The following is a 13324-nucleotide window of genomic DNA, read 5'->3' on the forward strand; positions in this document are numbered from 1 at the left end:
CCCTTTGAATTAGATTCAAAGGGGATTTTTATTCCCAAAAATGTCATCTTCAGGTGTTAATTTTTTGTTTAAACTTTCGATTGATGTTTTCATAGACTAAGGTATAAAGATGAATGTGATCTCCATCTCATTTAGTATTAATTGCTAGCAATTAAATACTATTTAGGGACTTAGTCGAATTTACTACATATAAATAGAGGTTATTAGTACATTTGGGTGATGGCATTCATACGGTAACTAGTCAAAATGGGCTATGTTAATGAGATGTATGCTGAGATTTAGGCAGATTTCATTAAGCCGGATAAAAAGATAATGAAATACTTTTCAGGGAGAAGAGTAAATTGGGTACTATCAATGAGTTAGTATTTTTACATCAAGTGGCGGCGCCTTGTCATCTAGCGATACTTGCTGAATCTATCGGATTGAAAACACGGATCGTTAAACATGCCTCAGAGTTAGAGTTAGATTTAGACAAAGGGCATCGCAGCTTTTGTTTAATCGCCCAGAAAGGTGCGGCCTTAGACAATAAAGGGATCCCTTTGCTGGCATCTCGTCTTGTCCCCCATATTCCTGTGGCTCTGTATCAAGTTGAGCGCAATTCCTTAGATCAAGAGTCAGCTATGCTGCTTGGCATACGCGGACTACTGTTTACTGACCAGCGTATGGATTTGATGTTGACCGGATTGCGTAAAATGGTTGCCGATGAGCTTTGGTACGATAGAACTTTGCTCAGTAAGATGTTTCGTCGCGTGGTGCAAAAGTTGGATGGACAACATGATATGCCTGCCGACACTGTGGCCATGCTGCAAGCTCTTACCTCTAGAGAAAGAACCATCATTCAATTCGTTTCCAGCGGCGCGAGAAATAAGGAAATTGCCCATCGTCTTTGCATCAGTGAGCACACGGTAAAGGCGCATATTTCATCGATTTTCCGTAAAACCCAGTCACGAAATCGTGTCGAGTTATTAAGGTGGGCTCAGACCTATCAAACCCATTTTGAGTTTTGTAGCTAAACCTTTGTTGATTGGTATCCTGTTTGAAAGCAAGCGGGCGTGTGGTGTGATACCCAAACGATAAGACGAATAGCGATGTACTTTTGCGTGTGATAGGCAAATAAAAACGGGAACATTATCAATGTTCCCGTTTTTATTTAGCCGCCTTCAACTTGAAGGCGACTCATATTTAAAGATTAGTACTGCACAACAGTCGCAACGTTCATATCACCATTTTGGGTTACGCTGATGCTGTTGTTGTTACCCGCTTGTGAGCCTAATACTAAGTTGTCATTACCTGTTTGGGAGATCATTAGGCTGTTGTTATCACCACGCACACCAAATGAGCTAGATGCGAATGAAGTGCCGCTATCGCCACCTACCCAGTTACCGTTACCCGCTTGAGTGATTTCTGCTGAGTTTTCATCACCTTCGATGATTAAATCGATAAGGTTCAGATCGCCACGGTGTTGCAGTGCAGTCACATCGGCGTTGTTGTTACCCGTTACACTGATGATAGTCTCGTTTTGATCACCATCTTGCTCAACATCCACTTCGTTGTCGTTACCCACGGCATCCACATAAGCGAAGTTCGCATCACCTTCTTGGCTGATTTCGATGCTGTTGTCATCACCTGTTGCGAAGGCAACCAGCTCGTTGTTATCACCTTTAGAGGATAAGTCGAAGTCGTTGTCAGTACCGTAAGCACCAAAGGTTGCGAAGTTAGCATCACCACGTTGTTTTAAGTCAACGTCGTTGCTATCGCCCCATACTTGGAACTCTGCACCGTTGCTGTCGCCTTTTTGCTTGATGGCAATATCATTATCATCACCTTGAATATCAGCAACTAAAGAATCACCAACTGTGTTGCTATCACCATCTTGAGCGATGTCGATAGTGTTATCATCACCCGTAGTCATAGAGAGGTAAGCAATGTTATTGCTGCCTTCTTGCTTCATGCTGATATCGTTTTCGCTACCGGCTAAGGCGTAAACAAAGCCAGTGTGGTTATCACCTTTTTGGTAGATATCAACACTGTTGTCGTTACCAGCGATGCCTTTGGCTGCACCAAAGTTATTGTTACCAATTTGTTCAACTGATACGTCGTTGTTATTACCCACGTTGGCAGTCAGATCGAGTGCAATTAGACCCGCTTGGTTGCTGTTACCGTATTGTTTGATATCACCGTCGTTGTTGTCGCCTTGAACACGGAATACTGCAAGGTTTTCATCACCTTCTTGCTCAACAAATGCACTGTTTTCTGTGCCAGTGATTTCAACATAGCTTTCGTTCAGCTCACCTAATTGGCTAACTGAAACAAGGTTGTCGTTGCCCACGACATCGTTGCTGCTTTGGTTGAAGAAGCCGTCTTGAGTCACTTCAACTTCGTTATTATTGCCTTCCACATCAACAGAGGCTACGTGCCAATCTGTTTGTTGGCTAACAGTCACTTTGTTAGCATCGCCAGTTGAGTTGACTTGTGCTTCATGCCACACACCGTCTTGTAATACGGTGGCAACTTGGTCGTTACCCGTTTGGGTCACTGCTGCTGCGTTAATGACACCAGTTTGAGCGACTAAGGTGTCTTGACCTTGGCCTGTTTGCTCAACGCTGATTTCGTTGACAGTGCTTGCCGCTAGCGCATGACCACTTAATCCCGCTGTAATGGCTAATGCAATCAATGACATTTTTGCTTGTGATTTCATGTGACTCTCCCTGTTTAATATTGAGTTATTGAGATTGCAGCACCGTCCGCAATCTGTTGAATCGAAAAATTGCCGCTTCCTAGCTGGTTCAATTGCACCAGGTTGTTATTACCAATCTGGGTAATCGAAGCCATATTTTGAGTGCCGACTTGTAGTAGTTGGACTTCATTATTGGTTCCAATCTGTGTCACAAGGGATACGTTATCGTTACCCGTTTGCGTCACATAGGCGCTGTTATCGCTCCCTGATTGAAACACTATCCCTTGGTTTGCCGTGCCTTGCTGCACTAGGTCGATAAGATTATCGCGGCCTGAACGCTCAATTAGCGCCTGCAGTGTGACGGGCAATTCACTGACATCTGCCGCATGGGATGATGTCAGGCAACTACATAACAAGAGCAGCAGTACCAAAAAGCGTGTTAATGGATTTGGCACAAGTGACTCCTTGCATGTATTGGTGTTTTGGTCAGAGCACAGACTCCTTCCAACTCAGGCATCAAGGTACGAGCCATAGTGCTTAGAGACAATTGGCCAAAAGGGTATTTATTTTTGAGGTGTAATTTAAATGCTAACCAGATTAACTTTTGTTAATTCCATGAATATCTTGTTTTTTGTCGATAAAACCCTGCGTTTAGGCGGTATTTACCTCACCGAGTTGGTCTAGTAGTTAAGTTGTATTTAGCGTGCAGCGTCTTTTTTAAATTGAAACATTATGGCAACAATTTGCAGGCAAACATGCTGGAAATTCGTCGTTTTTATCCATCTCACTTTGAATGGTGGCTGCGTAATTGCCGTTCCAGAATTTCAACGTAAAGGACTATAGGAAGCTTAAGTATGTCAATAAAACTCTCACCATTGGCGTTAGCAATTGCAGGGGCGATGACGTTGTCAGCGGTGCCTGCAATGGCAAAAGATGCACCAGTCTATGAAAAAGACGCCATCCTTGTGGTGTACAAAGATAATGTGACTAAAGCCGAACGTGCAGCAGCACAGCGTTTAATTCGCGGCACCTTAACCGATGCAAATGCTGATGGCGTAGACGATAAATTCCAGCATTTACTCAATGGTAAACTTGCCCGTTTAGCCCTGCGTAAAGGCGCTAATATTGAAGATGCGATTAAGGTGATTAGTCGTCATCCAGCGGTAAAATATGCAGAACCCAACTACATTCTTAAGGCGATAGGCACACCCGATGACCCAAGCTTTGCTAGCCTGTGGGGCATGAACAACACTGGCCAAAATGGCGGTAGTGCCGATGCAGATATCGACGCGCCAGAGGCTTGGGAAATCACCACGGGTAGCTCGGATGTGGTGATTGGGGTTATCGATACTGGGGTTGATTACAATCACCCAGATTTGCAAGCCAACATGTGGGTTAACGCTGGCGAAATTCCAGGTAATGGTATCGATGACGATGGTAACGGCGTGATCGATGATATTCACGGTTACAGTGCGGTAAATGATAACGGTAACCCAATGGATGGTAATGGTCACGGTACTCACGTATCAGGCACTATTGGTGCTAAAGGCAACAATGGTGTGGGTGTCGTTGGGGTGAACTGGGACGTTAAAATTGCCGCCTGTCAGTTCCTTGATGCCGATGGTTATGGTTCTACAGCTGGCGCTATTGCATGTTTAGATTACTTTACGGATCTGAAGGTTAACCATGGTGTGGATATCAAAGCCACCAACAACTCTTGGGGCGGCGGTAGCTTTAGCCAAGCCTTAAAAGATGCGATTGAAGCGGGTGGTGAAGCAGGCATTTTATTCGTTGCAGCAGCGGGTAATGACGCGGTCGATAACGATGCGAGCCCACATTATCCCTCAAGCTACGATTCTGACGTTGTCCTCTCGATTGCAAGTACGGATCGTAATGACCGTATGTCAGACTTCTCACAATGGGGTTTAACTAGCGTCGATATGGGAGCACCAGGCTCCGCGATTCTCTCTACTGTTCCAGGTGGTGGTTACGCGACGTATTCTGGTACCTCTATGGCAACTCCACATGTCACCGGCGCCGCAGCTCTGGTGTGGTCATTAAATCCAGATCTCTCACCAGTAGAAATGAAATCCTTACTGATGGCATCAGGTGATGCTAATGCAGATTTAACAGGTAAAACCGTGGCTGGTACTCGCCTCAATGTGGCTAACGCACTCGAGCAGGCTAACCCATCTCCTAGCTACAAGTTTACCGTATCGCCAGTATCACAATCTGTCGAAGCGGGTAGCACTGCAAGCTATAACTTTAGTGTTGGTAGCGTTGCAGGATGGGAAGGCGATGTAGCTCTTTCTGTCTCGGTTTCTCCAGCGCTAGAAGGTGTGTCCTTATCAGCCTCAACTGTTTCAGCTGGTGGTTCATTTACCTTAGATGTTGCGACAACGGCGCAAACAGCTTGGGGTGATTACAGCATTACAGTAACAGGTACCGATGGCACCATTGAAAAGGCTAAAGTCGTTTCACTGAATGTGTTCCCTCAAGGATTAAATGACTTTACCTATGGCAATGAGAATGCTGTTGCTATCCCTGATAACAATGCTAGTGGTATTGTGAGCACGATTGAAGTTACTGATGATGTGCAGATTTTTGGCGTGACCGCCGATGTCAATATCAGCCACACTTGGATTGGTGACTTACGCGTTGTGTTAACTTCACCAGCAGGTACTGAAGTGGTTCTACATAACCGTGATGGCGGCAGCGCTGACAACATTGTTAAGAGCTGGGACTTAAGCGCGTTTGATGGTGAAAACGCACGGGGTACTTGGTCATTATCAGTAGATGACAATGCAGCGGCTGACACTGGTACTCTTAATAACTGGGGCTTAGTGATCAGCGGCTTAGGCGAAGCATCTCCAGCGGCACCAGTGGCGGGCTTCGAGTATGCAGTTGAAGGTTTAAGTGTCGCCTTTACTAACACTAGTACCGATGCGAACGATGATATCGTGAGCTACAGCTGGGATTTTGGTGATGGTTCAACTTCAACTGAAATGAACCCTAGCCATGTATTTGCTGCGGCAGGTACTTACACTGTGGCCCTCACTGTGACTGACTCAATGGAACACAGCAATACTGTGACCATGGAAGTTCAAGTTTATGAGCATAGTATCAACGCATCCGTCAGTCGCGCATTGGTATCACGCCGTGGTAGCGCTATGGTAGATATTGAATGGGATAGTGCATTAGGCGAAAGTGTTGCTCTATACCGTGACGGTCAGTTAGTGGTGACAACTGAGAACGATGGCAACTATCGTGATCGCTTCACTACGTCTGCATCAAGTGTGACTTACCAAGTATGTGAAACCACTGGAACCTTATGTTCTGCACCAGTAGTAGCAACATTCTAATTTAGTCCTTAAAAATGAAGGCGACCGAAAGGTCGCCTTTTTGCTTTCTGCCCCTAACTATCTGTTTAGTCGATAGTTAACATTTACGTTTGTTGCTTAACTAATGCGTGTCATTCTTTTTGGGAGCTTCGTGTTCTACATCGGCATTTATTTGGGTTTTTCTATCCGATAATTGTTGTATAAGTTGGCGATTGATTGTGGTGAGTTCATCAAAATGATCATTAATCTTAGTCAGTTGCTTTAAATAATCGGGGTCACTCTTTTCTTTACTTTGCCAATACCTTTGGCGCTCGAGTTTTTGTAACTCACTCGCTCTCAGTATTTCGAAGTAAGTATTTTCTTGTTTTAAGCGATAAAGTTCGCCATCCAGCAATTGCAGTAGTTTTTCCTTGGATAAGGTTTGGCTATTTAGCAAGGCTTGCAGAGGGTCGACCTTGGTTTCGCGTTTATCCGAATCAATTTCCGTGGTGATACCCAACTGATATTCGATTTTATGTTGGCTATATTCCTGTGGGCAGGCGGTTTGGCTAAAGACGACTTTATCGTCCTTGCGACATTTATAGACGGTATTTGCAAGTGCCGTTGTTGGCAGAGCTACGCAAATCAGAGTCACTATGAGTCTTGCCATTCGGTGACAAATCCTTTGTATACGCGATAAAGAATAACACTTCAGTATTGATGCACAGTCAGACTAAGGCTGGTACTTAAGTCTTATTTAACTCTAGCAGTTATCAGATTGAGGGGCAGGAATACTTGTTACTCAAATTTAACATCCGCGACTACTATGGCGTAACTTTAAGAAAAATACCAGTTTTTTGACGATGGAATTTTTTTGACGCGTGATGGAATGGCGTAAATTCGGGCTGGAATATTCAAACAAAAAAGGAGCCTAAGCTCCTTTCTCTCTCGCGAAAATCAATGTTTAGCGGTCGAAGCGCAGGTTATCGATCAGGCGCGCCTTACCTAGGTAAGCGGCTGCCAAAATCACCAGTGCTTGGTCCGTAGTTTCCGCATTGGCCAGCGTAGTGGCATGGCGAACTTCTAAATAATCCGGCGTAAAGCCTGCGGCGATAAGGCTCGCTTTGGCTTCCTCGGTGACTTGTTCGATGCTCACGCCTTGCTTAATGCCTTGCGCCATGGCATCGATAGCTTTTTTCAGCGCCGGCGCCGCGACTTTTTCTTCCGCCGTCAGGTAGCCATTGCGTGAACTCATGGCTAAACCTGAGGCTTCACGAATGGTATCCACACCGATAATTTCAATCGGCAGTGACAAGTCTTCAACCATAGTGCGGATCACTAACAGTTGTTGATAATCCTTGTTGCCAAAAAACGCGACATCGGGCTGCACTATGTTGAACAGTTTACAAACGATGGTCGCGACGCCACGGAAGTGGCCGGGACGACTGGCACCGCAGAGCACATCGGAGATCCCTGGGACTTCAACATAGGTTTGCTGCGCTAACCCTTTGGGGTAAATAATCGCCGGTGTTGGGGTAAACAACAGTTCGGCGCCCGCTGCGGTTAAGGCTTGGCTATCGGCCTCTAAGGTGCGCGGGTAGGCATCGAGATCTTCATTTTGCCCAAACTGCATGGGATTGACGAAGATAGAGACGACTACATGATCGCATTTCTTCGCCGCTTCTTTCACTAAGGTGATGTGTCCCTGATGGAGATTGCCCATGGTCGGCACAAAGGCGACAGTCTCGCCCTTGGCACGCCATGCTCGCACTTGAGTACGAATATCATCGATATGGGCGCTAGTGATCATTAACTCTTACCTTGCTAAAACCTAAAATGAGTAGTCTGTGTGCTTAGCACAATTTAGCTTTATGAGTGCTAGCACTCTTAGTTGAACGTGTGATCTGCACTCGGGAAGGTGCCATTGGCCACTTCTTCAATATAAGCGCGAACCGCCGAGCGGATTTCGCCCGTTTGCTTGAGGTAGTTCTTTGAAAAACGTGGAATATAACCACTCGAAATACCAAGCACGTCGTGCATCACCAGAATCTGACCATCGGTGCTGGCGCCCGCGCCAATGCCAATTACAGGGATAGTTAATGCTTGAGTAATGGCGGTAGCAAGCGATGCTGGAATACATTCAACCACTAACAGCTGCGCGCCTGCCGCCTCTAAGGCCTTAGCTTCATCGAGAATGCGCTGGGCATTTTCAGCATCGCGGCCCTGCACTTTAAAACCGCCAAAAACGTGTACCGATTGCGGGGTGAGGCCCAAGTGGGCGCAGACAGGAATACCGCGCTCGGTCAGTTTAGTAACCGTTTCGAGTAACCAGTGACCGCCTTCCAGCTTGACCATATTGGCACCCGCCTGCATTAGTGCGGTGGCGTTTTCCATGGCTTGTTCTGGCGTGGCGTAACTCATAAACGGCATGTCTGCGATCAGCAGTGATCGCTCGATACCGCGACGCACACAACGAGTGTGATAGGCGATTTCGGCTGTCGTGACGGGCAGCGTATCATCGTGGCCTTGCAGAACCATTCCCAAAGAATCGCCGACCAGTAGCACATCGATGCCTTCGCCGTCGAACGCGCTGGCAAAGCTGGCATCATAGGCTGTCAGAGCGGTGAATTTTCTACCTTCCTGTTTGTATTTCAACAGGGTTGAGCTAGTAACTTTAGACATATGGGTGATCTTCAAACCAAATGGAAGTGGTGTTATAAGCTAACTGGGGGCTGACTTCAATGATCATTGCCCAGTAGTTGTAACTCGGCCAAGAATTTTTCACTGATAAGGCTGCGTAGCGGCGTTTTACAGGGTAACACCAGATCCGGTGCAATGGCCGCCAAGGGCACTAGCACAAAACTACGCTCCTTCATGCCGTAGTGCGGCACTTTGAGTCTGGGCTCATCGATAATGGCATCGCCATATAAGAGTATGTCGAGATCTAAGGTTCTGGGGCCCCAACGTTCTTTACGGACGCGGCCCTGAGTGTTTTCAATCTCTTGCAGTGCATCTAACAGGGCGATGGGCGCCAGAGAGGTCTCAAAGCTGGCAACGGCATTGATATAGTCGGGTTGCACTACGTCCCCCATGGGGGTGGAGCCGTAATAGGGCGATACCTTGAGACTCTGATGTTCAGCCAAGACGGACAAGGCCGCTACGGCATTGTCCAGCTGTGCTTGGGGATCTTCAAGATTCGCTCCAAGGGCGACAAACACTTGAGTCATTATTCTTCGGCTTTGGCTGCACTTGGGCGGCGACGGCGACGCTGAGGTGAATTGCGATTACGGCTGCTCGAGGCTTTATTACCGCTGCGGGCAATCGCCAAACGCTCGGTTTCATCCGCTTCAACAAACTGTTGCCACCAGGCTGCACTCTTGGCCAGATTGCCCCCTTCGACTTCGCCACGCAGTAACAGTAAGTCGTATGCCGCTCTAAACTTCGGATGCTCTAACAGTTTAAAGGCGCGCGTGCCTTGGCTGCGCTCAAAGCGAAGTTGTAGTTGCCAGATATCCTTGGCTGGTGTGCTAAAACGGCGAGGAATACTAATGGTTTGGCATTGCTGCTCCATCACATCGCCCATGGCGGCGAAAAAGGCATCATATAAAGTAAGGCCACTTTCAACAGCAATATCTTCGGCGCGTTGGCGCAGTGGATACCAGAGAATCGCCGCATAGAAAAACGATGGCGTGACGGGCTTATCTTCATTAACACGATCATCCGTACTCTTCATGATGGCTTGCACCATCTTCATTGCCGGACCTTTAGGCGCTTCTTTTAATAGGGCGTCAACCTGAGGAAATAAGGGCGCAAACAGTTTATATTCCTGCATCATCTCAAAGTTTGCCATGGCTTTGCCGGCGAAGAAGAGTTTGAGCACTTCTTCATACATGCGGGCGGCAGGAATATCTTTGAGCAGTGGTGCTAACTGTTTGATTGGTTTAGCAGTTACTTCATCAATTGTCATGCTGAGCTTAGTGGCAAAACGCACGGCTCTGAGCATTCGCACTGGATCTTCGCGGTAACGGGTTTCGGGATCGCCAATCAGCCTTAAGGTGCCGGCTTTAAGATCTTCCATGCCACCGCCATAGCTGCGGATAGAGTAGTCGCTAATATCGTAGTAAAGGGCGTTGACGGTAAAATCGCGGCGCTCGGCGTCTTCATCGATTTCTCCATATACGTTATCCCTAAGTAAACGTCCTTCGGCATTAGCTTTAGATATTTTTTCGTTGCTTTCACCGTGGTGGCCACGGAAAGTTGCCACCTCAATGACATCGCGGCCAAATACAATATGGGCGAGGCGGAATCGACGACCAACAACACGGCAATTGCGGAACAGTTTTTTGATTTCTTCCGGCGTTGCATTGGTAACTACGTCAAAATCTTTCGGTTCAAGCCCAAGGAGCAAATCCCGTACACCCCCACCGACTAAATAGGCTTGGAAATCAGCTTTATTCAGTCGATATAGTACCTTAAGCGCATTTTCACTGATTTGCTTTCGGGAAATGGTGTGCGCATCCCGAGGCACGATCGCCAAGCTTAAGCCGCCAGATGTGAGTTCGGGCGTTTGGGGTTCAATCTGAGCTGGAGTTGGAGCGGTCGTTTTAGGCGCGTCTTCAAATAGCTGCTTGCAGAATTGGCTAATACGGCGAAAAATGGGACACCTCGGAATGTATCTGTTATGTGATTAAAAATCTGGCGGCTATGATATACCAATTGCGTCCCGATGGGTATATCGCGATTTTTGAGCTATGCCACGACTTAGCGCTGATAACATGATGCTTTTAGGTCGAGAACTTGCCCGTCAGGCTTTAAGGGGCGATCAGGATTTCCCGCTGTTTAGGGATTGCCGTCAGTTCAAACTGGGCCACTGCCTGGGCCAGCATTTGCGGCGCAGTTGTGAGCTCTACTGGTGCTTGACCCAAAAAGGCGAGGGCTGCATTGAGACTCGCTTGCGGATGCTGTTTATCGATAGCCTGCGCGTGATTTTGTTTTGACAGCTTAAAACCCGGACTTAAACTGGCGAGCGGTAAGTGCAACCACTGCGGCGCGGTTAGACCAAAGGTTTGATATAGGCTTAATTGGCGACAACTGGCTTCGATTAAATCGTAGCCCCGCACCACCTCGGTAATGCCTTGGTAGGCGTCATCCAGCACTACGGCGAGTTGATAGGCATAAAGTCCATCACTACGTTTGATAATAAAATCTTCAGCAGCAAAGGCTCGATCTACAATCACTTTTCCCATCAGGTTATCGGTAAACTCGGCCACTTGAGCGCGATTAACTAGCCGAATCGCACCACTGTGATGTGGCGTGGCTAACCGATGGCAGCGGCCATCATAAATTCCACCCATGGCTTGAATTTGTTTGCGGCTGCATTGGCAGAAGTAGGCGTTATCCTCAGCGAGTAACTCATCGAGTTTGGCCTGATAGGCCTCGGTGCGCGCACTCTGGTACAGCACCGCATCGTCCCATTCGAAACCATAAGCCTCTAAGGTGCGTAAAATATCATCGGCGGCGCCAGCAACTTCCCTAGGTGGATCAATATCCTCAACGCGTATTAACCACTTTCCTCCCTCTGAGCGCGCCCGCAGATAACTACCAAGGGCGGCGACTAGCGAGCCAAAATGCAATGCTCCTGAGGGCGAAGGCGCAAAACGGCCAACATAAGGATGTAAAGCGGAAGTGTTGCAAGAGTGAGTCGCCATCATAGGAATTTGCAGGAATAACCAGTCAAAGTGGCTGTATTTTAGGGGGATACTAACAAAAAAAGCGAAGTGAAACGAGAGGATGTTTATGCAAGATGCACAAACAAGTAGGCGGGGAACTCCCCGCCTAGGATGGCCGATTAACCCGCCATTTGCTTCTCTTTGATCTCTGCAAGCGTTTTACAGTCGATACACTGATCGGCTGTTGGACGCGCTTCGAGACGGCGAATGCCGATTTCGATACCGCAAGAATCGCAGAAGCCAAAATCGTCTTCTTCGATTTTCTGGAGAGTTTTTTCGATCTTCTTGATCAGTTTACGTTCTCTGTCACGCGCACGTAATTCGAGACTGAACTCTTCTTCCTGCGCTGCACGGTCCACAGGATCGGGAAAGTTTGCTGCTTCATCCTGCATATGACTCAGAGTACGGTCGACCTCCTCACGCAACTGATTGCGCCAAGCTTCAAGAATGATCTTGAAGTGACCCAGTTGCTTAGCGTTCATATACTCCTCACCGGGTTTTTCCTGGTAGGGACTTACACCTGCGATAGCGAGTACGCCAAGTTTTTTGGTGCCTTCAGGCATAACGCATCTCCTGTCATCATTTGCGTTTGTAGGGCGTCCTTAAGAACGGCCGCTATCTATATCAGAATCTTTACAACGAGGCAAATTTTTCGTTTCACCTTGACAGAATTTTTTGACTGCCTTCGCTAATTGAAATGAAAAAGTATTTTACTCAATCTTAACATCATACTCGGACTGGGCATGATTGGGCCAGATGTATCTCATCGGGGGATATTTCGCAGCGATACGCTAGTACTTCTACACCTGATAAAATAGCTTTTTTCAATAGGTTAGAATACTCAGGGTCAATGTGTGCCGCTGGTGCAACACTCATAATGTCAGTATGTTGCACCACAAATAGCAAGACGGCTCTATGCCCAAGGCTCGCCATGTGCATTAATTCCCGCAGATGTTTTTGGCCGCGAAGACTCACTGCATCGGGGAAATAACCTTGTCCATCCTCAAGCAAAGTACAACTTTTGACTTCTATATAGCAGGCGGGTTTTTGAGCAGCTTCCAGCAAGATATCGATACGGCTATTTTCATCTCCGTACTTCACTTCGCGACTTAAGCTGTCGTAACCTTTAAGTTCAGTGATAATACCTTTATTAAGTGCCTCCTCGACTAGGGCGTTGGCATTGCCCGAATGAATACCAATAAGGCCACCTGTTGGTGTAGTCATTAACTCCCATGTGTTGGCATATTTGCGCTTAGGGTTGCTGGAGGTAGAAAACCACACTGTTTCACCGGGGAATAGGCAGTTGCGCATTGAGCCAGTATTGGGGCAATGCAGGGTGATTTCACTGCCGTCTTCGAGTTGAATATCGGCGAGAAAGCGTTTGTAGCGCTTAAGTAGCTTTCCCGATTTCAGTGCTGGAGTAAAGTGCATGTGATCCCTGTAGCTAGTTGATTCTGGCGCCAAAGACTAACAAATTTCGCAAATGTTTACAGATTTTACCTCGGTAACTTAGGCCGATGGCTTTCAGTCCTTGCCTGCTAGCAGTAAACTGCCGCCAACCCCGTTGTATTGTGTGTACCCCAAAAGCCTGAGGATGC

Annotated in this window: 12 protein-coding genes; 2 read left to right on the plus strand and 10 right to left on the minus strand. The window is 47.2% G+C overall.

Features of this window, described 5'->3' with window-relative positions; genetic code table 11:
- Positions 1 to 341 precede the first annotated feature (341 nt).
- Positions 342 to 1013, plus strand: coding sequence for a helix-turn-helix transcriptional regulator (locus M0413_RS17280; protein ID WP_037414538.1), 672 nt, complete (start codon positions 342 to 344; stop codon positions 1011 to 1013).
- Positions 1014 to 1189: 176 nt separating this feature from the next.
- Here the strand turns inward: M0413_RS17280 and M0413_RS17285 are convergent, their stop codons facing one another.
- A complete protein-coding gene (locus M0413_RS17285) occupies positions 1190 to 2698 on the minus strand; it encodes a curlin (protein ID WP_172588954.1) in 1509 nt (502 codons plus the stop codon).
- Positions 2699 to 2712: 14 nt separating this feature from the next.
- A complete protein-coding gene (locus M0413_RS17290; RefSeq protein WP_218677838.1) occupies positions 2713 to 3132 on the minus strand; it encodes a curlin in 420 nt (139 codons plus the stop codon).
- A 399-nt stretch (positions 3133 to 3531) separates the two neighbouring features.
- On the opposite strand from M0413_RS17290, the gene M0413_RS17295 reads away from it, so the two are divergent.
- A complete protein-coding gene (locus tag M0413_RS17295; protein WP_218677837.1) occupies positions 3532 to 6039 on the plus strand; it encodes a S8 family serine peptidase in 2508 nt (835 codons plus the stop codon).
- Between the two features lie 100 nt (positions 6040 to 6139).
- Here the strand turns inward: M0413_RS17295 and M0413_RS17300 are convergent, their stop codons facing one another.
- From M0413_RS17300 to sfsA, 8 genes are all read right to left on the minus strand, one after another.
- Positions 6140 to 6667 carry a hypothetical protein gene (locus tag M0413_RS17300; RefSeq protein ID WP_023266818.1) on the minus strand — a complete coding sequence of 176 codons (528 nt, stop codon included), beginning with the start codon at positions 6665 to 6667 and terminating at the stop codon, positions 6140 to 6142.
- 294 nt (positions 6668 to 6961) lie between these two features.
- The gene (gene panC / locus M0413_RS17305; RefSeq protein ID WP_218677836.1) at positions 6962 to 7807 is read right to left on the minus strand and encodes a pantoate--beta-alanine ligase; all 846 of its coding nucleotides are present in this window, start codon (positions 7805 to 7807) and stop codon (positions 6962 to 6964) included.
- A 77-nt stretch (positions 7808 to 7884) separates the two neighbouring features.
- Complete coding sequence (panB, locus tag M0413_RS17310) at positions 7885 to 8679, minus strand: 3-methyl-2-oxobutanoate hydroxymethyltransferase (protein WP_037429053.1); 795 nt, start codon at positions 8677 to 8679, stop codon at positions 7885 to 7887.
- A 56-nt stretch (positions 8680 to 8735) separates the two neighbouring features.
- Positions 8736 to 9224: a 2-amino-4-hydroxy-6-hydroxymethyldihydropteridine diphosphokinase gene (gene folK / locus M0413_RS17315; protein ID WP_218677835.1), complete on the minus strand. Its 489-nt coding sequence runs from the start codon at positions 9222 to 9224 to the stop codon at positions 8736 to 8738.
- Complete coding sequence (locus tag M0413_RS17320; RefSeq protein ID WP_249555042.1) at positions 9224 to 10525, minus strand: polynucleotide adenylyltransferase PcnB; 1302 nt, start codon at positions 10523 to 10525, stop codon at positions 9224 to 9226. The genes folK and M0413_RS17320 overlap by 1 nt, the downstream gene beginning before the upstream one ends.
- Before the next feature lie 283 nt (positions 10526 to 10808).
- Positions 10809 to 11705 carry a tRNA glutamyl-Q(34) synthetase GluQRS gene (gene gluQRS, locus M0413_RS17325; RefSeq protein ID WP_203433850.1) on the minus strand — a complete coding sequence of 299 codons (897 nt, stop codon included), beginning with the start codon at positions 11703 to 11705 and terminating at the stop codon, positions 10809 to 10811.
- Between the two features lie 140 nt (positions 11706 to 11845).
- Positions 11846 to 12289, minus strand: coding sequence for an RNA polymerase-binding protein DksA (gene dksA / locus M0413_RS17330; RefSeq protein WP_037414555.1), 444 nt, complete (start codon positions 12287 to 12289; stop codon positions 11846 to 11848).
- Between the two features lie 163 nt (positions 12290 to 12452).
- A complete protein-coding gene (gene sfsA / locus M0413_RS17335) occupies positions 12453 to 13157 on the minus strand; it encodes a DNA/RNA nuclease SfsA (protein WP_088586094.1) in 705 nt (234 codons plus the stop codon).
- Positions 13158 to 13324: the final 167 nt, after the last annotated feature.

The sequence above is a fragment of the Shewanella sp. 8A genome, assembly GCF_023475945.1.
In the GTDB taxonomy this organism is placed as follows: Bacteria; Pseudomonadota; Gammaproteobacteria; order Enterobacterales; family Shewanellaceae; genus Shewanella; species Shewanella xiamenensis.